The following is a 20,714-nucleotide window of genomic DNA, read 5'->3' as shown; positions in this document are numbered from 1 at the left end:
CAGGCAATTCAGCATGAAGCACCACCGCTCGACCATGAAGGTGGGTACGGATGCCGTATTGCTTGGGGCATGGACAGATGTGGAAGGGGCGCTGCGTGTGCTTGATGCCGGCACCGGATCAGGCATCCTGGCCCTGATGCTTGCGCAGCGGAATTCGAATGCACTGATCGATGCCATTGATGTGGATGAAATTTCCGTGGCCGAAGCTGCCGAAAACTTCATCCGGTCGCCCTGGAGCAGCCGCCTTAAGGCCTTACACGCTGACCTGCGCACCTTTCAACCGCCAACTGACGGGCACTACGATCTGATCATCTCGAACCCTCCCTTTTTCGATAAGCACATACCCGGCAAAAACCAAAGACGCAATCTGGCAAGGCATACCGCAAGCCTCACCTACCACGATTTGCTCAGCGCACTTTCGCGTCTGCTCGCGCATTCGGGAAAAGCGTCCATCGTTTTGCCCTGGCAGGTGGGCAACACTGTGCGCCAATTGGCTGCAGATTACGGATTGCATCCTGCCAGGGTGCAGCATATCATCCCAGTGGAAAATCGACCTGCAAACCGAATGCATATCGAACTCACTAACAATGGCATGCTGGTTACAGAGGAGACTTATTTCACCATCCGCAGGTCAGATATGGCCTTCACAGAGGCTTATACCCGATTGCTCAAGGATTTTTATCTGGGTTTGGGCGAGTGAAGCTGCTGAGGTATATTTGCCAAAACATTCCACATGAAACAGCTTAGAATTTTTGTTGCATTGTGCTGGGTGTGCATCCTGATATTGAGCTCGTGCACCACCGGATCGCCGGATAGCAAGCCCCTGGTGATTGCACTGACCAAGGAGCGCAAGATTGAAGGGAAGAAATACGGGGAGTGGCTGAGCCGCCAGGACAGCAATCTGAGGTTTATTTACCTTTCAGAAGTTGCGTTGGAACACCTGGCCGACAGTCTGGCTATTGCTGACGGGATTCTGTTTACCGGTGGAGCCGATATTCATCCTGCAAACTACGGAAAAGCTTATGATACCGTGCGTTGCGGATTTATTGACACTGTTCGCGACCGCTATGAGCTGGAAGCCTTCCGGATTGCCCGCAGCCTCAACCTGCCGATTTTAGGAATCTGCCGGGGGCTTCAGATGATCAATGTGGCCTCGGGCGGATCGTTGCATGTTGACCTGCCACAGGACATCGGCTCGGGCGAGTTGCATCGCGTGGGTGAGGAAGACTGGGCCGATCACCCTGTGACACTGATTCCCGGAAGCCGAATTGCCTCGCTGGTAAACAGACCGATCGTTTGGGTGGCCAGCAACCACCATCAGGGAATTGATCAACTAGGCAGTGGATTGAAACCGGCGGCCACATCGCCCGACATGCTGATTGAGGCCATCGAAAACGACGAACGCAACAAACAATGGATTCTGGCCGTGCAATGGCATCCGGAATGGATGGCGCACGACGACGAGCTTTCGGGAAAAATCGCGTTGAGTTTTCTGCAGGAGGCAGCAAAATACCGGTCCAAAAAACGCTGATTAAGCTCTGCCTGATGTTTCTGCACAAAAACAACAAATTTGCCGCCACGCACCTGCTGGCTGTACTGGCCATGGTGTTCTGGGGTATGTCGTACCTGTGGTCGAAAAATCTTTTCGAATATATCAATCCCGCATCTGTAGTCTTTTTCAGGCTTGTTGTTTCGACAGTTTTCCTTTTCAGCCTGCTGCTTCTGCGCAAGGAACTGCCCCGGCTGAGCAAAGCACAATTTAAGCTGCTTGCACTGGCAGCTTTGTTTAATCCCTTTCTGTATTTTCTCTCAGAAAATTTTGGTCTTAAGCTGGTTTCGCCCACTCTGAGCGCTGTGATCATTGCCACCATTCCGGTTTTTATGCCCATTGTGGCATTTGCAGCCTTGCGCGAACGCATCAGCCTGCTCAACATCATCGGATTGTTTGTCTCGTTTTCGGGTGTGCTGGTGATGATTGTGGATCGCAACATGAATCTGAGTGCCTCACCCACAGGCATTTTGTTGCTTTTTCTGGCAGTGGGCAGTGCATTGGCGCATGGCATCATCCTGCGCAGGCTTACTTTCAGCATGCAGCCCCTGGCCATCATCGCGGTTGAAAACAGTATTGGCGCCATTTACCTGATTCCTTTCCTCCTGCTAAGTGGCGGGCTGCAGGCTTTCGTGGCACCAGCACAAATGGATCTGATTATCAACCTGTTGCTGTTGGGAATTTTTGCCAGCTCACTTGCTTATGTGTTTTACGCCGAAACGGTGAAACGCATAGGCATCACCAAAGCCAATTTTTACGCCAACCTCATCCCGGTGTTTACGGCCTTTTTCAGCTGGCTGTTTCTCGATGAGGTGATCGGCACCGACAAAGTGGCCGGCATCGTGCTGGTGATAAGCGGGGTGATCCTGGCGCAACAGCCCTTAAAAAAATAAACAGCTATGAAAAAAGTACTTGTTCTGGGCAGTGGACTGGTTGGACGACCGATAGCCCTCGACCTCGCCGAACGCGGAGGATTTCGCGTGACCGTGGCCGATAGATCGGCTCATGCCCTGGCTCAGATCGAAAATCAGGAAATTGAAACGCTGCAATGCGACCTGACCGACGCTTCATTTCTCACCGGCTTGTGCGCGGAATACGATATGTTTGTGAATGCCGTGCCTGGCAGCATTGGGTTCGGGACATTGAAAGTTCTGGCCTGCGCTGGCAAACCGGTTGTGGACATTGCATTTTATGCCGACAATCCGCGCCAGCTCGATGAACTGGCCCGGCAATATGGCAGTTGTGTGATCTGCGACATGGGCGTAGCGCCAGGCATGAGCCATATGCTGAGCGGATTGGCAGCCGCCAGACTGCCACATTTGGAAAAACTGCGCATCCTGGTTGGCGGACTGCCGGCAAGGCGAAGCCTGCCCTGGCAATATAAAGCTGTTTTCTCGCCATCGGATGTGATCGAAGAATACACCCGTCCGGCGCGCATAGTGCGCAACGGAAAAATAGAGGTGGTGCCTGCGCTCAGCGAATCAGAGCTGATTGATTTTGAAGATATTGGCACACTCGAAGCATTTAATAGCGATGGACTGCGAACCCTGGCTGACACCATAAAGGCAGAGCACATGGCAGAAAAAACCCTGCGCTACCCCGGGCACCTCGATGCAGTGAAGTTGCTTCGCGACAGCGGCTTTTTTTCCACTGAAGCCCTCCCGTTGGGCGATCAGCAGGTGACGCCCTTGCAATTTACCAGTGCCGTGCTGTTTGAACAATGGAAACTCCAGCCCGGGGAGGCCGACCTCACGGTGATGCGTATCGAAGCTGAAGGACTAGATAGCGAAGGGCACCCGACGAAGCTTCAGTGGGATTTGCTGGATCGGTTCGACAGCGCTTCGGGCATTCACTCCATGGCTCGCACCACTGGTTATGCTGCCACGGCTGCCCTTCGTCTGCTGGCAAGCGGCGCTTTTAACCGAGCAGGAATTCACATGCCTGAGCATCTGGGTGCCGATGAAACCCTGGTCAGTTTTATCCTCTCGGACATGGAAAAGCGCGGCATAGTTTATAAGTATAGCGAAAACAAACTGTAAATAAGATGATTACAAGCAGGTCGAACCCCCGGATCAAGCGATTGCTTCAGCTTCAGAAGCCACGCGAACGGCGCGAAGCAGGCCTGGTGGTCATCGAAGGCATGCGCGAAATCAGAAGGGCGAAGCTTTCCGGCTGGCAATTCGATGAGTTATATGTTTGCGAAGAATTGATCAAACCCGACGATCGCGGGTTTGCGGAAGAGCTGATGCGTTCCTGCCTGGTGCATCCCATCAGCCGCGAAGTGTTCGGCCATGTGGCCTATCGCGAAAACTCTGATGGTATCATCGCCCTGGCGAAAGAACCAAAACTTAATCTCAATTCATTAAAAATCAGCAGCAATCCTTTAATTCTGGTGCTTGAGTCGGTGGAAAAACCCGGTAACCTGGGTGCCATCATGCGCACTGCCGATGCCGCAGGTGTGGATGCTGTGATGGTATGTGATCCGGCCACTGACCTGTTCAATCCGAATGCTATCCGTTCGAGTGTAGGGTGTATCTTCACGGTACAGGTGCGGGCCTGCACTTCCGGAGAAGCGCTGGATTGGCTGCAAAAACATGGGATATCCATTGCTGCCACGCACCTTGAGGCTTCAGCCGATTATCTTGATACAGATTTTACCGGACCAACAGCCATTGTCATGGGCACAGAAGCCGATGGTCTGAGCGCATTCTGGAGCAAAAATGCCCACAAACGAATCCGCATTCGGATGCATGGTGTGGCCGACTCGCTCAATGTGTCGGTTGCCGCTGCCATAGTCACCTTCGAGGCATTGCGGCAGCGCAGGTTTTCTCAAAGAGGCTGATCGCCGGGGATGTTCAGCAGGCGGTTTACCTTTTCAAACATCAGGTTTGCCTGAATCGGTTTGGGGAGGTAATCGTTGCAACCAGCTGCATAAGCTTTCTGGTCGTCGCCACTTAGCGCATAGGCAGTGATGGCGATCACCGGAAGGTCGGGTCGCAGGGTCTTAATCAGCTTTGTGGCTTCATAACCATCCATCACCGGCATCTTGATATCCATCAGAACCAATTTGATATCGCTTTCGTGCTGAGCAATGTTCACCGCCTGCTCGCCATGCCATGCACGCGAAATCTTTGCTTTATAGCGCCTTTCGAGCAAGAGCTTGAGTACCATGAAGTTGCTGTCTTCGTCTTCGGCCACGAGAATATGCGGATGCTCGACCGGCTCGGGGAACACCGGCTCAAGTTTTGTACTTTCTACAAATTGGGCTGGCAACCGCACCTCAAAGGTGGAGCCTTTCCCTAGCTCGGATTCAAAGCTGATTTTGCCGTTCAGAAGTTCGGTGATACGTTTTACAATCGGGAGCCCGAGACCACTGCCGTCGTACCTGCGTTTGTCGGAAATATCCTCCTGCATAAACAGATCGAAGATTCGCGGATGAAACTTCTTGTCCATCCCCTTGCCCGTATCGTGGATCTGAATATGAATGAAGTCGCCATCCCTTGCAGCAATCACTTCCACTTTGCCTTCGGAGGTGAATTTAACCGCATTGTCGAGCAGATGGCCGATCACTTTTTCGTACAGGGATTTGTCGGAATGTAGCATGCAGTCGCCCAAATGATTACGAAATTCAAATGCCAGACCCTTGGTTTTGCATTGGTTTTCGTAATCATTCAAAAGTGGATTCATGAAGTCGAGAAACCTAAATTCTGTGGCAACAACGGGCATATTTCCCGAATCGAGCAGCGAGATATCCATGTATTGGGTGATGGTGCGCAACAGGCGCCTGGTGCTCATATTGAGAATCTCAATCATGTCGAGCTTTTCTTCGAGGTCGAGTTCGGGATCGGACAGGATTTCGGCTGCACCACAAATACCGTTAAGCGGGGTGCGTACCTCGTGCGAGATATTGTTCAGGAATGCCGACTTTAGCTTGTCACCGGCCTCGGCACGTTTATACGCTTCGCTCAGGGCAAGGTTGAGCTCGCGCATCTGGGCATTGCTGGTGGTAAGTTCCTCGTTCATCAGCTGCAGCTCCTCGTTCTGCTGCTGCAAACGCTCTTCACTTTCGTGCAATGCACGGTTGAGGCGGCGCTGTTCGGTCACGTCGCGCACAATACCAAAAACGGTCTTTTTGCCTGGCGTAATGTCGGTTACAAGGCTCACCTCCACATCCAGCACTTTTCCGGAGGCTGTCAGTTGTTGAAAATCGAACCGGGCCGGAGGCAGCTCGCCCCGCTCGCGCATGGCCTTTCTTTCCTGCGAGATTTCGTGCGCCTTGTCAGTGAGCAACCTGTCGGGATCGAAATCCGGAGAGGTGAGCGTTTCAAGCGGATATTCAACCATGTCGGCAAAGGCCTGGTTAACCCATACAAACCGGTCGTTTTCAAGAAGATATATCCCGTCAAAAGAAGTCTCGACCAGCCTTGTGAAGCGTTCTTCGGCCTCACTGAGCTTTTGTTGGGCATGGGTGTAGGCCAACCAGGAATTGAGCACAAACGCTATCTGGTTTAAGAATGATTCGTTGAGCTCTTCCTTATCTTTTTCCAATTGTTTATCCAAAACAAATAGTTTAATCGTTCCTGCCACCCCATCGGTTTCATTAATGTCAAATTTCCTCGTTAGTCGTGCATCAGGTTTTCTATCCAGCAGTGCACCACATAAGGTATTGCCCCGGAAATTGATGACCATCGCGAACTTTTCCCGGTTGAGTACTTCATCTGAATTAAATTGATTGCAAAGCCAGCTGAGCACATCTTCCAGATTTTGATTCTGGGTGAGCTGATGGCTCAGTTCGCGCAAAAGTTCCAGCTCGCGTACCCTCAGATTCAGTTGGGCTGTGCGCAGGGCCACGGCCTCTTCCAGGCTGTCCCAGCCCAATCGGAAACGGTAAACCAAAGCAGCCAGAACAAAAGATAACAGGGTGATGATCAACAGGATAAAATTTCCGCTTGCTGCGGGAATAAATTCACTGAACTCCGGCGAATCATGTGTGGTCATGAAGAATGTTACCCCACCCAGAAACAAAGGTTTCTGAACGGATAAGCTATAACTTTCATGATTATCCATTCCCGGTTCAGTGGTATGATAAGCCAGGTGTTCGGGAGGGTATGATGCCAGCCATTCCTGTGTCCCTGGATCTTGCAGCGACTGAATGGCCAGTCCCAGGGGGAGGTATTTATTCGCTTCATTACCATCCGACATCGTTTTATTGAGCAGCTCCTGCAAGTCAACAAAAGCTGCGATAAACTTGTGCTCACCGGGAGATAGCCTCTTGCCAGGCACAAACATGGGTAGAACAATAAGCAGGGAAGCCCCACGATCTCCACAGCTTTTGAGGTCATAAGAAATCGCACTGTAAACCAGGCCGGTGCATGCTGCCGAGTCGATCAGACTGACAAGCAGAGGATCCTGCTCAGGCGCTGTCGCATTTAGATCAGATTCATTCTCAGATTTTAAGGCACAATGAGCTTGTTGCAGCTTGCTCACGATTGCAGCATCTGTAGTTGCCGGCTCCACCGATGCTTCAATAATTGAAAACGCATTATAAAAACTATTCGAACGCATTATGCCTGAGGCGAAGTGACGAAATTCCGCTCCCGTTACCTCGTCGCTGGCTTCAAAAAAAGATTGAATGAGCCCCATATTCGTGACAACACCTCTCAAATTGTCGCGTAAGCTGTGCAATTTATTATCGGCGAAGCTTTGAAAGACCTTTTCGCGCTGTATCTGCGACCGATATTCCACCACAAGCTTCAGCCACCAACCCGTGTAAAAACCAAGCACGAGAATGAGCGCAGCTTCAACCAGTTTAAGCCTATTGTAATTACTCCTTCGGAGAATAATAATTGCAGCCGAGGACACAACAATGAAAACCAATAAGATATCAATCAGGAAACTGAGCTGTTTATTCGCCCTCACTTCTGTTGGCTGAACAGAATCTGTTTCCATTTCAAAATAAAGAACAAACTGTTGACCATCAGCATCTTTCGTTTTGCTGACAGGAAGATTTGCGAATACTGCGTATTGATTGAAGCGGATTTTGCTCTGACCGGGATCTTTGCTGAAAAAAGTACGGTGCGATTCAATCTCCGTCACATCACCTGATGCAGCGTGCACAATCACCGAATCGGTTTCCAGGCTGATCAGCGCTAACCCACGGTATCCATAATTGGCCCGAAGCACATCCAGATACTTGTTAAGCCGTGCTGATACTACCGAACTTGCTGAAGTTCCCTGTTCAACGAAGATCGAAAATATGACTGATTCGGCTAATATCTTTGTTACTTCCCTCGCTTTTCCCTCGACAAAATCCAGATTGGCCTCCGTATGGACGGGAAAAGAATTATCAGTCCACTTTTTAAGAAAAAAAAGACCTCCGATTCCTATTGTGGTTATCAGAGAAATTATCAGGTAGTAGTTAACTATTGCTCTCATTTCAGCCTGGATTTATAGAAATAATCGAACATCAGATAGAAAGTCCCGAAACCAAAGGTATAAAATAAATTATCGGGGGTCAATATAAATGTGGGAATATCAGAAGATTATCAGATAGTTTTCGGATGTACAGAAATGTATAGTTTTGCACGCTTAATTTGGGACAGGATGGAATATTATGTGTACAAATTCGGAGGCACTTCGGTGGGTTCAGCCGCGCGTTTCAAGGCGCTGGTGCCGCTCATCTCGGGCCATCCGCAAAAGATTGTGGTATTGTCGGCCATGGCAGGCACCACCAATGCCCTTGTAGCCATTGCTCAAGCGCTTTATGAGGGAAAGCAGGAAGAGGCCGGGAAAAGGATTGATCAACTTGAACAACAATATTCGGCTGTTGTTGCTGAGCTTTATGAAAGCCCCGCCGGGCTTGAGAAAGCACATCAGATGCTGCAGAATCATTTCAGCTACCTGAGGGCATTTACCCTCGACATGTTTACCGTGCACGAAGAAAAGGCCATTCTGGCGCAGGGCGAGCTCATTTCGACAGCGTTGCTTTACTATTACCTTGAAGAACAAGGCATTGCCTGCTCACTTATGCCTGCCCTCGATTTCATGCGCCTTACCCCGGACGAAGAGCCGGATTATGATTTCATCTCAGGAAAAATTAAAGAATGCGTCCGAAAACAGCCCAACAAAGAGCTCATTATCACGCAGGGCTACATTTGCCGGAATGCCTTTGGCGAAGTGGATAATCTTAAGCGGGGTGGAAGCGATTTCACGGCCACTATCATCGGAGCCGTTTTGCAAAGTCCTGAAATTCAGATATGGACTGATATCGATGGCATGCACAACAACGACCCCAGGGTGGTGCAGCCCACTTTTCCGATCACCCGTATTTCGTACGACGAAGCCGCCGAGCTGGCATATTTCGGGGCGCGTATCCTGCACCCGACCTGTGTGCTGCCTGCACAAAAGGCCGGAGTACCCATCCGGTTGCTCAACACCATGAAGCCTGAAGCGCAGGGAACGTTGATTTCGGAGCATTCGAGCGGCCGCGATTTCACGGCCGTTGCTGCCAAAGATGGCATCACAGCCATCAATATCCGCTCGGGCCGCATGTTGCTGGCCTACGGTTTTCTGCGTGCTGTGTTTGAGGTATTTGAGCGTTATCGGACGCCCATTGATATGATCACCACCTCCGAAGTGGCTGTATCGCTCACCATAGATAAAGACGACCACCTCGACGATATTCTGGCCGATCTGCAGCAGTTTGGAACCACCGAGGCCGAACGCAACCAAACCATAGTGTGTGTTGTTGGCGATTTTGGCCCGCAACGGCAGCAACTGGCCTTCCGTATCCTCGAAGCCTTGCGCACCATACCCCTGCGCATGATATCCTACGGAGGAAGCTCCCATAATGTGTCGGTGCTGATTTCGACCGAACACAAAAAGGAAGCCCTCCAACTGCTCAATGAACACCTTTTCCTGAAGCATCGACGCTGAACATGTACACCCTTCCAATAGCTAAAATATCAGAGACTGCCGCCTCAGCTGCTGCTACTCCGTTTTACTTTTACGACCTCAATCTGCTGCAGGCTACCCTTGAGGCTGCAAAAAATGCCGCCATGCCTCACGGCTTCGAGGTGCATTATGCGCTCAAAGCCAACAGCAATCCCGAAATCCTCCGCGCCATCAGCCGGCTGTCGTTTGGTGCCGACTGCGTAAGCGGCAACGAGGTGGCCGCTGCCCTGCAACACGGGTTTGCCCCGGAAAAAATTGCATTTGCCGGGGTGGGGAAAACAGATCAGGAGATTGACTTTGCACTCACATATGACATCTTCAGCCTCAATGTAGAATCGTTGCAGGAGCTGGAAGTCATTGACCAAAGGGCCGGCAGGCTTGGCAAAAGAGCGCCTGTGGCCCTGAGGCTCAATCCCGGAGTGAATGCCCATACCCACCACTACATCACCACCGGACTGGAGGAAAACAAGTTTGGCATCAATCCCTGGGAAATCGAACCTGTGCTCGCAAGACTAAAAGAAATGAAACACATCGAGCTCACAGGCATCCATTTTCATATCGGATCGCAGATCACCAGCTTTGAACCTTTCCGCTCGCTGGCGTTGCGTGCCAATGAGTTTAACGATCTGTTCCGCAAAAAAGGCATCTACCTCCGTCATATCAACCTTGGCGGAGGTCTGGGGGTGAATTATCACCGGCCCGACGAAGAGGCTATACCTGATTTCCGTCGCTTTTTCAGGCTTTTTGCCGATGTGCTCGAACTCTTGCCCGGACAAAAAGTACATTTTGAGCTTGGAAGGGCATTGGTGGCACAGTGTGGAACGCTCATTTCCAAGGTATTGTATGTGAAACCCGGCATCAACACCCGGTTTGTGATTCTCGATGCAGGCATGACCGAGCTGATCCGTCCGGCACTTTATCAGGCCTATCACAAAATTGAAAACATCAGCAATCCCTCCGGACTGCCGGTGAACTGCGATGTGGTTGGTCCGATTTGCGAGTCGTCGGATTGCTTCGGAAAAGCGGTAATGCTTCCACAGCCTGAGCGTGGCCACCTGATTGCCATCCGTACTACAGGTGCGTATGGCGAGGTGATGTCGTCGCAATACAACCTGCGCAGCAAGGCAGCGGCTTATTACTTCACCGGCGAGGACTTTCCTGCCTTACCCAAAAGTTGATCGGCCTGCTGCCTTGTTGGCCTGTTATGTGCCATCAGACCAAGCATGAGCAAGGCCACAATCAGCAGAAACAAGTTGGATGTGAGCATATAACCCACAGAGGAAAAAAGACAGGCCATGGTTGTGAGTGCAAGGCGGATCATCACCCACGACACAAACGACTCGTTCAGCTTTGCGGCGTTGCGAAACACCTCCGGACGCGAAAAGATATGTCCGGCAATCAGCCTGGTGCCTGCAAAACCACCTATTGCGAAAACAACTGCCACAACCAGCAGGATAAAACCCAGGAAATCAGGGAGCCAGTGGATGCTTTCGGAGGAAGCCAGGGCGACAGCCGTAGCAAGTAAAATGCTGGTAGCTGAAAACATGAACCAGAACATAAACACGACGCGACGGAGGGTTTGAGCTTCGATAACGGGTCTTTTGTTTTCCATACGCGAATGCTTTTTTTGGTTTCACGTCTGCCAGCTAAAGTTGCGCTGCACGTGCCCGCGCATCGTCGAGGAGCTTGTCCGACTGGCGCCTGGCTTCCTGAACCACATTTCCGGCCTGCCTGTCGGCTTCCTGTTCGATGCGTTGTGCAGAGCTTGCTGCCTGCTGTCGCAGTTTGCGAGCCGCTTCCTGAGCAGCCCTTTCGGCGAGCATGCCTTTGCCTTTGGCTTCGTTGATGAGCTTTTCAGCCTGGGAATCCGCTTCGCGGCGCACGCGCGCAGCAGCTTCGGCAGCCTCAGTGCGGATGCGGCTTGCCGCAGCTTCGGCCTGCTGCATGATTTCCTCAGCCTGTCGCCTGGCCTGCTCGATGATTTTGTCGGCTTCTTCCCTGGCCTGCATCCGCAGCTGCTCTTTCTGTTTCTCCAGTTCGGCCGAGGCCGCCTGCATCAGCTCGTTGCGTAGGTTAGAGGCGTAATCACGGTAATCCAGACTCAGGGTGGGGGCTGTGGCTGTTCCGCCAATTTTCGCCCTGACATTGATTCTATTTCCTGCCGACAAATTAATCCCCCGTCCGGCAGCCTGGGCGCTCAATTGTTGCAGCTGCCTGTTGACCTCGGCACCCAGCTTCTCAAATGGCACACTCAGGGCGAGATCGTAGTCCAGGGTCTGGTCAAAACCAATGGAACCAGCCAGTGTAGCCTCCATATCCGTATACCTGAAAGTGAACGGTTTCTGAAATACCCTCCCATTGATAAACTCAAAACTAAGGTTGACACCATCGCTCACAATCCGCCGCAGCTCTTCATTGCCAAGCCGGTCGGCAAGCATGTTGAGCAGGTTGACCGATTCGATGGTGATGCGGCTCGATTGCAGTCCGCCCCCACCTTGTAATGTACTGAAAACGGGTTGCAGATTTTGGTCGAGCATTCCTTTCATCCGGAAGCTGGTCGAAAACCGGCCTTTGGTACGTTCTGCAATGGGTGCAGCCCTGCTGAATAAGCCAAGTGTCTGATATGCAGATGGAATATCAAAATCATTTAAAGCGAAACTAAAATCAACCATGGGTTGGTCAGGTATTTTACCGTCGAAGCTCCCCTGCATTTGAATGGTTCCACCCAGCATCCTGGCATTGAGCGGACTAAAGGTCAGCGTCTTGTTTACGTAACGCAGCCCGGCATTGACCTCCGATAGCTCAAAATTTTCGTACAAGAGCTGGCCGATCCGGGCATCGAAGCCCAGATTCAGCCTTTCGGGCAATTCGAGTTTCATCGCTGTGGTATCGCCGGCCTGAGCGATTGTATCGGCTTTCATAAACGCCTGCATCAGCTCGTTGGCATCGAGCAGTTTAGAGCGGATCGACAAGTTTCCGTTCAAAACACCATCCGCAAGCAGGTATGGCAGGTAGTCGGACGCTTCCCCTGTGAGTTCGAAATCGCTCTTTCCGAGCTGCAACCCCTTAATTTCGATTCGTGAAGCCTCAGGTCTGAGGGTGGCAGTGGCCGAGGCAAGGGTGAGATCCATGCCAGGCTGAGCCTCTTTCAGCGAAAAGTCCTTCAGGCTGAGTTGTCCCGAGGCTTCCACCTGGGCATAGCGCCTGGCGGTGATGTCCGACATTTTTGCGGCCGCGCTGAAAGCAGCATTGAGCCGACCTTTGGCTTCTGGAAGGGTGCCGGCTGGCAATAAACCTGTAATTGTCTCAAAATCAACCACACCATCGAGCGAAGCTTTAAAAAGCGGATCAGTGAATGGCTGGCGGAGCGACAATCGTCCCTCCACCGACTGGCCATTGATGGTTGCGGAAAAACGGTCGATATCCAACGCGAGGTGGTCATCCACCCCATCCGGGTTATCCACCCTGAGCTGCAGGAAAAAGCGCTCGAGCGAGGAAGGCAGAGAAGGATAGGCAAATCCGCCATTTTCGACCTCAAGATGAGCAAAATAAGCCGGGAATACCTTTTCACCATATTCCCCTTTCATCCCGGCTTTTAAACTGAAACGCCCGCTGGCTTTCAAATCTTTAAATTCGTTGGTGTAGATGGCCGGCACAATGCTGAGCAGCTGCCTGAAATCGGCATCCCTGGCTTCAGCCACGAAATCCATCCCGATGTTTTCGCCGCTCAGGTCGAAACTGCCCGCAAAGTCGAGGTTCATTTCGTTGAGCTTCAGCACCTCGGATCGGATGGTGTACATATCGCGTGCAAGCTCTGCATCAATTTTACCCGTAAAAACTGCCGTCACTTTGTCCAGCAGCGTCATACCTTCATAGCTCATCACCAGGTTGTCCGAGCTCAGATCCAGATTAAGGAGCGTACGGTCGAGACTCATATCGCCGCTCAGGTTTCCTTTCAGTCCGGTGAGCCTGGTCGAGAAACTGAGTTCATGGTCAACATAGCTGAGCTCCGAGCGATTCACAGTTATCTTTTTAAGCTTCAGGCTAATAGATTCTCCTTCATCCGCAAGCTCAACGGTCTGCTCTGTCGTATCGGGCAGGGCAATATCCCAGTTGGCCTTGCCCTCGGCATTAACAAGCAGGTGAATACCGGCCCGGTCAAGGCTGATGCGCTCAACTTTGTATGGACTGCCCGCAATCAACGACCGAAGATTGATGGTAACCGACAGTTTTGACGCATTGAACAACGGAATGCTGTCGAATTCGCCTAGTCCACTGATATCCAGATCATTGATTGTAAGCGTAAAAGCCGGAAAGTGCCTGAAAAAGCTCGCACTTACCCTGCCGTAATCTACGCGTGCGTTCACGCTTTTGTTTATTTCGTCTTTCACCAGCTGTCCGATCCGATCCCGAAAAATATAAGGCAGCAAAACGGCCAGCAAAAGCAATGCCGCCAGGGTCACACCGGCAATTTTCAAAATCGTTTTCATTGGCATGATGTTTTTCAGGGTTGGTACATTTTGTTTCGGAGCAAATGATCTATGCACACCAGGGCGGCCATGGCCTCCACAATGACTACAGCCCGCGGAAGCACACACACATCGTGGCGACCTTTTGCCCTCAGGGCAGCCTGCTCGCCATCCCTTGTAATGGTTTGCTGCGATTGCATGATGGTTGCCACAGGTTTAAATGCTGTGCGAAAACGCACTTCCATGCCATTGGTGATGCCGCCCTGCACCCCGCCCGAATGATTGGTCAGCGTTTTGACTTTGCCACCTTTTGCAACAAAAACATCGTTGTGATGCGAGCCGGGCAAACGCGTGCCCGCAAAGCCGCTGCCATATTCAAAGCCTTTGACGGCATTGATGCTCAGCATGGCTTTACCCAGGTCGGCATGAAATTTATCAAACACCGGTGCACCCAGTCCTGCAGGCAAACCAAGGATGCTGCCTGTGATGACTCCACCGAGGGTATCGCCATTTTTGCCGGTTTCCAGGATTAAGCTTTCCATAGCCCCGGCAGTGGCAGCATCGGGGCATCGAACCGGATTGGATTCGATCAGTTCCAAAGATGGAACGCTATCAAAATCAGGCGCTTCTATACTCCCTATGGCGCTCACCCAGGCCCTTATTTCAATATCGTATTGCTTCAGATAAAGCATGGCCAGGGCACCGGCAAACACCCGGGCAGCTGTTTCCCGGGCTGAAGAACGCCCGCCACCACGGTAGTCGCGAATGCCATATTTGGCCTCGTAGGTGTAATCGGCATGCGAAGGACGATAGAGTTGTTTCATCTCGTCGTAATCGTGCGAGCGCTGATCGCTGTTGCGAATCATAAAAGCCAGGGGTGTGCCGGTGGTGCGTCCATCAAAAACGCCGGACAGGATCTCGGGCACATCCTTTTCGTTGCGTGGGGTAGCCAGGTGCGACTGTCCCGGCCTGCGCCTTCGCATCATATTGTTAATGTATTCATTATCTATTTCGATTCCTGGCGGACATCCGTCAATGATGCCACCTATGGCGGGTCCGTGAGATTCACCGAAAGTCGTCAGCCGGAACACTTCTCCAAAAGTATTGGCAGGCATGTGGGTAAGATTTGGTGCGTTAATAATGCAAATATCGGACTAAAGCGATGCGCCGGATGCCCGGAATGTCCTAAAAATCCCAAATGGGTTATTTTTGCAGTCGAAATGCTGCACAAAAACATGTATCGCCTTCTCCTTATTCTGCTCGTTGGATTCCTTGCGCTTCCGACCCATAGCCAGCCGCTTTCGCGCTATGAGCGCAGGCTGATCACCTCGGGCAAACCGGATCAAAAAATGCATGTGACCCAGGTAACCAATCCGGAAGAGTTGGCCATACTTCGGGCTACATCTGCAGCCATCGAAAAACCCGAACACAGGTTGTGGAAATTATTGGCGCAGCGAATGATTTCCACCGTGCAGCATCCCGACCACAAGGGGGTGGGCATTGCCGCTCCGCAGGTTGGCATCAACCGCCAGCTCATCATTGTGCAACGACATGATAAAGAGGATAAACCCTTTGAAGTCTATCTGAATCCGGAGATCCTGGCCTTTTCCGACTCGCTGCATGTACGGGCCGAGGGATGCCTGTCCATACCCGGCAAACGCGACCTTGTGCAAAGGCCGTGGGGCATCCGGCTGAGATATCAGCAACTGAACGGCCAATGGCTGGAAGAATATGTGGAAGGCTTCACCGCACGCATCTTTCAACACGAGATTGACCACCTGAACGGCGTGCTTTTCACCGACAAGATAACGATCGAAAAATGAAACGCATTTTAATAACCATTTTTATTGTCTTACCCGCAATCGCCGTATTGCATTCCTGCGGCACCGAGGATCTGCGTCCGGCCCAGGTATTTGAAATCGATCCGGTGTTCAGGGAATATGCCGCTTTCGACTCCACATCGTACTGGATTTATGTGAAAACTACAACCGATGCCAGCGTGGGCCGGTTCGATACGGTCAGGGTTCTGAGGACGTACAAAGACAAACGTTTCCATTCTGACGCCACCACTCCGCAAGGCTTTTATTATCAGGCTATTGAGTCGGTGCTGCATTCCAAATTTACCGGGATGAGCAAGTTTGAGCTCACTGTGGGCAAGATTTTCGGTCAGTCGTCAGCCAGCGACAACCTCAGGGTGTATTTCAACAACGGCAGGTATTACAGGGTGCTGATCACCAATACGCCTTTTGGTGAAGAATTGCTGCTCGGAATAAACGAAGGGAATTATACCACAATTGAAAAGATACCTTCGCTCGACATCCAGGGTAAAACATACAGTGAAGTGTATCACACCAAAGTGGTCGATTATCAGAACGCACCCGACACGGCTTACTTCGATTTCTGGATTGCGCGCAACTACGGCATTGTCCGGTACAAGCTTTACCGGCCAAAAAGCGAGCCTGTGGTTATCGACAACTGGGAACTGCTTGATTCATACGTAGTTCCATACACCAGATAGCACCGATTACTTCCTCAGGTCGAGGCGGTTCAGGCCCTGCACGGCCAGCTCGTAGTTTGGCTTCCTGCGCAATACCTCATTATACACATCACGTGCATTCAGATATCGTCCCATCTCCTCCAGGGCGCGGCCTTTGTTGTAAAGTGCGTCGATATAGTTGGGGTCGTTGAGCAGTGCCTGATCGAAGAAGTCGATAGCCGTGGCAAAATCATTCAGATAAACCAGGTTCACATAACCTTTATTGTAAAGCACCAGGGGATGGTTGGGAACTTGCACGAGCAGGGTATCGTAGTGTTTGAGCGCCTCGTCCGGACGCTCATTGTCCTGAAGATAGAGCGCCAGCTGATAGCGTGCCTGAAGTGAATTGGGAAACAATTTCAGCGCCCTGAGCAGGTATTGCTCGGCCAGCGGATTGCGTTGCTCGGTGTAGATGATGCCGAGCTTGATCAGGGCTTCATAGAAATCCTGCTTCTGATCGAGGGCAAGGAGGATGTTTCGCAATGCCGAAGCCGTATCGCTTCGGGCCAGGAATACCGAGCCGCGCACATAATAGGCTTCAGGATTGAACCTGCTTAGTTCGAGCGAGCGGTCGGTGTAGGCCAGGGCAGTATTGTATTGCTCCAGCATCAGGTTAAGTTCGGCCAGCTTGACGAGCGGAAGGGGATCGGTTGGTGCCAGATCCACTGCTTTTAGCAGGGCAGCATTCACATTTTCAGGCTTTTGCATGCTCAGATATACCTCGGCCAGGGTCATGAAATAGGCTGCCTCATCAGGTTTAAGTTCAAGGGCTTTGTTCAGGTCAACAAGTGCTTTGTCAATCTGACCAAGGCTCAGATGAACCTTTGCCCGTTCGTTGTAGAGGGCAGCATTGGTGCTGTCGGCCTTGATCCGGATGGTTAAGGCTTCGAGGGGATCGGTAGGCTGTCCTGCCGGTTTGCTATCTTCAGTCGGCGTCGTCCTGCGACAGGCTGGCGACAACATGAAGATGACGAGCAGCACGAAGCTGGCTTTATGGAAGATTGCGAAAAAAAACCGCCCTACCCCGGGGTACGGCGGAATTGGTTTGTGATGCTTAAGGATCATAGATTTGCCTGTGCAAGTGCAGTTTTGATCTGTTCTTCAAGCTGTTCAGCCAGGTCAGGGTTGTCGCGCAGGGTGTTTTTCACGGCGTCGCGTCCCTGTCCGAGCCTGGTTTCGCCATAGCTGAACCAGCTGCCACTCTTTTTGATGATGTTGAATTCCACACCAAGGTCAATGATTTCGCCAAGCCGGGAGATGCCCTCGCCAAACAGGATGTCGAATTCAGCTTTTTTGAAAGGCGGGGCCACCTTGTTTTTGACCACTTTCACCTTTACCCGGTTACCGGTCATGTTTTCGCCATCTTTGATCTGGCTGAGCTTGCGGATGTCGAGCCTTACAGAGCTGTAGAACTTCAGGGCATTGCCACCTGTGGTGGTTTCCGGGTTGCCAAACATCACCCCGATCTTTTCGCGTAGCTGGTTGATAAAGATGCATACCGCTCCGGTTTTGTTGACGGTGGCGGTCAGTTTGCGCAGTGCCTGCGACATCAGCCTGGCCTGCAGACCCACTTTCGAATCGCCCATCTCGCCTTCGATTTCGGCTTTGGGTGTGAGGGCAGCCACCGAGTCGATGACAATCACATCAATGGCGCCAGAGCGGATCAGGTTTTCGGCAATCTCCAAGGCTTGCTCGCCATAGTCGGGCTGCGAAACCAGCAGGTTGTCGATGTCGATGCCAAGTTTTTGCGCATAAAACCGGTCGAAAGCGTGCTCGGCATCAATGAATGCCGCAATGCCGCCTCTTTTCTGTGACTCTGCAATTACGTGCAGCGCCAGGGTTGTTTTACCGGAGCTTTCCGGCCCATAGATCTCGATGATACGTCCCTTCGGAAGGCCGCCCACGCCCAGGGCTGCGTCCAGCCCGATGCTTCCGGTGGGAATGGCATCGAGTTTTTCCACGGCCTGGTCGCCCAGCTTCATAATGGTGCCTTTGCCGAAGTTCTTTTCTATGGTGCCCAGGGTGGATTCCAGGGCTTTTAGTTTTTCGAGCCTGATTTTGTCGAGGTTTTCCTTGGCTTTGTCTGAGGTCATATGTTTATTGGTATAATTTGAAAATCTGGTTGGCGTGGTCATCGGTCTTCACCTTCTGGATCACCTGCTCCACCACACCGTTTTCGTCAACCACAAAGGTAGTGCGCAACAGTCCCTCGTATTCCTTGCCATACATGGACTTTTTCCCCCAGGCTCCGTAGGCCTTGATGATCCCAAGTTCAGGGTCTGCAATAAGCGGAAAAGGAAGATTGTATTTGGATGCAAATTTTTTGTGCGACTCCTCATTGTCGGGGCTTACCCCAACAACAGCGAAGCCTTTGGACAACAGTTCGTTGTAGTTGTCCCTGAGGTTGCATGCCTCTTTGGTGCAACCAGGAGTGTCGTCTTTCGGGTAAAAATAGATCACCAGTTTTTTGCCCCTGAACTGTGCAAGAGACACTTCGTTTCCGTGCTGATCTTTGCCCTGAAAATGCGGAGCCACATCGCCTTTCTTCAACATTGTTGACAGTTTTTTGGGTGAAACAAAAGTAAGCATTAACGGCTACTGTAACAACAGAGCGGGCAAAATGTTAGGCCTTTTGCTGCTTTTCGAACCAGCGGCAGAAGTGAGTGATATGGCATTGGTGGCACAGCGGGTTGCGCGCCCTGCACACATACCTGCCATGCAGAATGAGCCAGTGGTGGGCCTTTGGGATGACTTCTTCCGGAAGATGTCGCACGAGCTGCCGCTCCGAGTCGAGCGGGTTTCTGGCTTTGGTGGTCAGGCCAATCCGCTCGGCCACACGAAAAACATGCGTATCCACAGCCATGGCTGGTTGGTCGAATACCACGGAGGCGATTACATTGGCTGTTTTGCGGCCCACGCCTGGGAGCTTCATCAGTTGCTCGACCGATGCGGGCACCACGCCCCCGAATTCGTGCATCAGGGTGCGGGCCATGCCAATCAGGTTGCGGGTTTTGTTGTTGGGATAGGAACAACTTCTGATAAGCTCAAACACTTCGGCTTCCGTGGCGTCGGCCAGCGATGCGGCATCGGGAAAACGCCTGAAAAAGGCAGGCGTAAGCATGTTGACCCGCTTGTCGGTGCATTGTGCCGAAAGGATCACCGCAACCAGCAACTGATATGGCGAATCGTACACCAGCTCAGTTTCGGCCACCGGCATGTGCTCGGAAAAGTGCTGAACGAAAAGCGCGTAGCGTTCTTTCGTCTTCAAAACTTGCGGAATCAGTTGATGATCACTTCCACCCTGCCCTGTTGGGCGGTGTGCTGGAAGGTGCAGGCAGCAGCAAAGCCTAAGATGTTGCGCAAGGCAAGCTGCGACGGACCGGCTTCTTGTCTTTCCCGGGTGCGCGGCACACGCATTTTGGTAAGCTGCCTGCGCCGGGGCTGTCGGGTGATTTCGGGAAAGTAGGGTTGGAGCGTAGAGAATTTCTTCATAAGCAGGCTTTGGGGTTAAACTTGGCGGTTAAACGCCAGGATTAACTGCTTTATTGTAAGCCTGCGAAAGAAATCAATAGCTCAGGGTAAGGTTTTTTTCGCGGGCCATTTTGCGCAGGTTGAGCAAGGCATAGCGCATGCGCCCGAGGGCCGTATTGATGCTGACATTGGTCAGTTCGGCAATCTCTTTGAAACTCATGTCGGCATACATGCGCAGGTAAAGCACCTCGCGCTGTTCCTCTGGCAGAAAGTCGATCATCTTGCGCACGTGCTCGTGAATCTGCTCGTTGATGATCTTTTCTTCCACTGATGGGTCTTTGTGTCCCAGGCGGTCGATCAGCCTAGATTCTTCCCCGCCGCCATCCACAGTTGGAAGGCGTTTGGCTTTACGAAAATGATCGATAATCAGGTTGTGGGCAATGCGCATCACCCACTGGATAAACTTGCCCTCTTCGTTGTAGGTGCCGCTGTGCAGGGTGCGGATCACTTTGATGAAGGTATCCTGGAAAATATCATCAGCAAGCTGGCGGTCACGCACCAGCATCAGGATATACGAAAACACCCGTGCCTGGTGGCGGTTGAGCAAAATCTCGAAACTGGCTTGATTACCACTCAGATAACTTTCCACCAGCTCCTTGTCGCTACGTTCGATAGCATTCATAGAGCTTCCTTGTTTTAAAGGTTCAAAGGGTAGAAGTTATCTCGATAGCGGTCC

The 20,714-nt window shown here is 51.7% G+C and carries 19 protein-coding genes; 9 read left to right on the top strand and 10 right to left on the bottom strand.

Features of this window, described 5'->3' with window-relative positions:
- Positions 1 to 13 precede the first annotated feature (13 nt).
- The 5 genes from IPM52_01695 to IPM52_01675 are packed head-to-tail and all read left to right on the top strand — an operon-like array spanning position 14 to position 4,391.
- On the top strand, positions 14 to 700 hold the full coding sequence (locus IPM52_01695; GenBank protein MBK9290339.1) for a methyltransferase: 687 nt from the start codon (positions 14 to 16) through the stop codon (positions 698 to 700).
- A gap of 33 nt (positions 701 to 733) precedes the next feature.
- Positions 734 to 1,531: a gamma-glutamyl-gamma-aminobutyrate hydrolase family protein gene (locus tag IPM52_01690; GenBank protein MBK9290338.1), complete on the top strand. Its 798-nt coding sequence runs from the start codon at positions 734 to 736 to the stop codon at positions 1,529 to 1,531.
- Between the two features lie 14 nt (positions 1,532 to 1,545).
- Positions 1,546 to 2,442, top strand: coding sequence for a DMT family transporter (locus IPM52_01685; GenBank protein ID MBK9290337.1), 897 nt, complete (start codon positions 1,546 to 1,548; stop codon positions 2,440 to 2,442).
- Between the two features lie 6 nt (positions 2,443 to 2,448).
- Positions 2,449 to 3,588 (top strand): saccharopine dehydrogenase NADP-binding domain-containing protein, encoded by a 1,140-nt coding sequence (locus IPM52_01680; GenBank protein ID MBK9290336.1) that lies wholly within the window; start codon positions 2,449 to 2,451, stop codon positions 3,586 to 3,588.
- Between the two features lie 5 nt (positions 3,589 to 3,593).
- Positions 3,594 to 4,391 (top strand): RNA methyltransferase, encoded by a 798-nt coding sequence (locus tag IPM52_01675; protein MBK9290335.1) that lies wholly within the window; start codon positions 3,594 to 3,596, stop codon positions 4,389 to 4,391.
- On the opposite strand, the gene IPM52_01670 is transcribed toward IPM52_01675, so the two are convergent.
- On the bottom strand, positions 4,379 to 7,984 hold the full coding sequence (locus IPM52_01670; protein MBK9290334.1) for a response regulator: 3,606 nt from the start codon (positions 7,982 to 7,984) through the stop codon (positions 4,379 to 4,381). The genes IPM52_01675 and IPM52_01670 overlap by 13 nt on opposite strands.
- Positions 7,985 to 8,152: 168 nt before the next feature.
- On the opposite strand from IPM52_01670, the gene IPM52_01665 reads away from it, so the two are divergent.
- The gene (locus IPM52_01665; protein ID MBK9290333.1) at positions 8,153 to 9,484 is read left to right on the top strand and encodes an aspartate kinase; all 1,332 of its coding nucleotides are present in this window, start codon (positions 8,153 to 8,155) and stop codon (positions 9,482 to 9,484) included.
- A 2-nt stretch (positions 9,485 to 9,486) separates the two neighbouring features.
- Positions 9,487 to 10,680, top strand: coding sequence for a diaminopimelate decarboxylase (gene lysA, locus IPM52_01660; GenBank protein ID MBK9290332.1), 1,194 nt, complete (start codon positions 9,487 to 9,489; stop codon positions 10,678 to 10,680).
- Here lysA and IPM52_01655 read toward each other — a convergent pair.
- The 3 genes from IPM52_01655 to aroC are packed head-to-tail and all read right to left on the bottom strand — an operon-like array spanning position 10,638 to position 15,086.
- Entirely contained in the window at positions 10,638 to 11,114 is a 477-nt protein-coding gene (locus IPM52_01655) for a hypothetical protein (GenBank protein MBK9290331.1), read from the bottom strand. The two genes, lysA and IPM52_01655, sit on opposite strands and share 43 nt — an antisense overlap.
- A gap of 34 nt (positions 11,115 to 11,148) precedes the next feature.
- Positions 11,149 to 13,992, bottom strand: coding sequence for an AsmA family protein (locus IPM52_01650; protein MBK9290330.1), 2,844 nt, complete (start codon positions 13,990 to 13,992; stop codon positions 11,149 to 11,151).
- Between the two features lie 14 nt (positions 13,993 to 14,006).
- Positions 14,007 to 15,086 carry a chorismate synthase gene (gene aroC, locus IPM52_01645; GenBank protein ID MBK9290329.1) on the bottom strand — a complete coding sequence of 360 codons (1,080 nt, stop codon included), beginning with the start codon at positions 15,084 to 15,086 and terminating at the stop codon, positions 14,007 to 14,009.
- Positions 15,087 to 15,206: 120 nt separating this feature from the next.
- On the opposite strand from aroC, the gene def reads away from it, so the two are divergent.
- Entirely contained in the window at positions 15,207 to 15,794 is a 588-nt protein-coding gene (gene def, locus IPM52_01640) for a peptide deformylase (GenBank protein ID MBK9290328.1), read from the top strand.
- Entirely contained in the window at positions 15,791 to 16,489 is a 699-nt protein-coding gene (locus tag IPM52_01635) for a hypothetical protein (protein ID MBK9290327.1), read from the top strand. The genes def and IPM52_01635 overlap by 4 nt, the downstream gene beginning before the upstream one ends.
- Before the next feature lie 6 nt (positions 16,490 to 16,495).
- Here the strand turns inward: IPM52_01635 and IPM52_01630 are convergent, their stop codons facing one another.
- The 6 genes from IPM52_01630 to IPM52_01605 all read right to left on the bottom strand — a co-directional run bounded on the left by IPM52_01630 (position 16,496) and on the right by IPM52_01605 (position 20,660).
- A complete protein-coding gene (locus tag IPM52_01630; protein ID MBK9290326.1) occupies positions 16,496 to 17,488 on the bottom strand; it encodes a tetratricopeptide repeat protein in 993 nt (330 codons plus the stop codon).
- Between the two features lie 80 nt (positions 17,489 to 17,568).
- Positions 17,569 to 18,600: a recombinase RecA gene (gene recA, locus IPM52_01625; protein ID MBK9290325.1), complete on the bottom strand. Its 1,032-nt coding sequence runs from the start codon at positions 18,598 to 18,600 to the stop codon at positions 17,569 to 17,571.
- A gap of 4 nt (positions 18,601 to 18,604) precedes the next feature.
- A complete protein-coding gene (gene bcp, locus IPM52_01620) occupies positions 18,605 to 19,096 on the bottom strand; it encodes a thioredoxin-dependent thiol peroxidase (GenBank protein MBK9290324.1) in 492 nt (163 codons plus the stop codon).
- Positions 19,097 to 19,130: 34 nt separating this feature from the next.
- Complete coding sequence (gene nth, locus IPM52_01615) at positions 19,131 to 19,775, bottom strand: endonuclease III (GenBank protein MBK9290323.1); 645 nt, start codon at positions 19,773 to 19,775, stop codon at positions 19,131 to 19,133.
- An 11-nt stretch (positions 19,776 to 19,786) separates the two neighbouring features.
- The gene (locus tag IPM52_01610; GenBank protein MBK9290322.1) at positions 19,787 to 19,999 is read right to left on the bottom strand and encodes a hypothetical protein; all 213 of its coding nucleotides are present in this window, start codon (positions 19,997 to 19,999) and stop codon (positions 19,787 to 19,789) included.
- A 73-nt stretch (positions 20,000 to 20,072) separates the two neighbouring features.
- Positions 20,073 to 20,660, bottom strand: coding sequence for a sigma-70 family RNA polymerase sigma factor (locus IPM52_01605; protein MBK9290321.1), 588 nt, complete (start codon positions 20,658 to 20,660; stop codon positions 20,073 to 20,075).
- Positions 20,661 to 20,714 lie beyond the last annotated feature (54 nt).

This window comes from Bacteroidota bacterium, from assembly GCA_016715945.1.
Lineage (GTDB): Bacteria > Bacteroidota > Bacteroidia > Bacteroidales > F082 > JALNZU01.
The sequence above is the reverse complement of the archived record's forward strand: the minus strand, read 5'-3'. Positions and strand labels throughout refer to the sequence as shown.

Bases quoted from the DNA above. Each gene is read 5' to 3' on its own strand.
- IPM52_01695 (MBK9290339.1), top strand. From the start codon at position 14: ATGAAGCACCACCGCTCGACCATGAAGGTGGGTACGGATGCCGTATTG.
- IPM52_01675 (MBK9290335.1), top strand. From the start codon at position 3,594: ATGATTACAAGCAGGTCGAACCCCCGGATCAAGCGATTGCTTCAGCTT.
- IPM52_01680 (MBK9290336.1), top strand. From the start codon at position 2,449: ATGAAAAAAGTACTTGTTCTGGGCAGTGGACTGGTTGGACGACCGATA.
- IPM52_01655 (MBK9290331.1), bottom strand. From the start codon at position 11,114: ATGGAAAACAAAAGACCCGTTATCGAAGCTCAAACCCTCCGTCGCGTC.
- IPM52_01685 (MBK9290337.1), top strand. From the start codon at position 1,546: ATGTTTCTGCACAAAAACAACAAATTTGCCGCCACGCACCTGCTGGCT.
- aroC (MBK9290329.1), bottom strand. From the start codon at position 15,086: ATGCCTGCCAATACTTTTGGAGAAGTGTTCCGGCTGACGACTTTCGGT.
- IPM52_01690 (MBK9290338.1), top strand. From the start codon at position 734: ATGAAACAGCTTAGAATTTTTGTTGCATTGTGCTGGGTGTGCATCCTG.
- def (MBK9290328.1), top strand. From the start codon at position 15,207: ATGTATCGCCTTCTCCTTATTCTGCTCGTTGGATTCCTTGCGCTTCCG.
- IPM52_01635 (MBK9290327.1), top strand. From the start codon at position 15,791: ATGAAACGCATTTTAATAACCATTTTTATTGTCTTACCCGCAATCGCC.
- IPM52_01650 (MBK9290330.1), bottom strand. From the start codon at position 13,992: ATGAAAACGATTTTGAAAATTGCCGGTGTGACCCTGGCGGCATTGCTT.
- recA (MBK9290325.1), bottom strand. From the start codon at position 18,600: ATGACCTCAGACAAAGCCAAGGAAAACCTCGACAAAATCAGGCTCGAA.
- IPM52_01605 (MBK9290321.1), bottom strand. From the start codon at position 20,660: ATGAATGCTATCGAACGTAGCGACAAGGAGCTGGTGGAAAGTTATCTG.
- IPM52_01665 (MBK9290333.1), top strand. From the start codon at position 8,153: ATGGAATATTATGTGTACAAATTCGGAGGCACTTCGGTGGGTTCAGCC.
- IPM52_01610 (MBK9290322.1), bottom strand. From the start codon at position 19,999: ATGAAGAAATTCTCTACGCTCCAACCCTACTTTCCCGAAATCACCCGA.
- lysA (MBK9290332.1), top strand. From the start codon at position 9,487: ATGTACACCCTTCCAATAGCTAAAATATCAGAGACTGCCGCCTCAGCT.
- bcp (MBK9290324.1), bottom strand. From the start codon at position 19,096: ATGCTTACTTTTGTTTCACCCAAAAAACTGTCAACAATGTTGAAGAAA.
- IPM52_01670 (MBK9290334.1), bottom strand. From the start codon at position 7,984: ATGAGAGCAATAGTTAACTACTACCTGATAATTTCTCTGATAACCACA.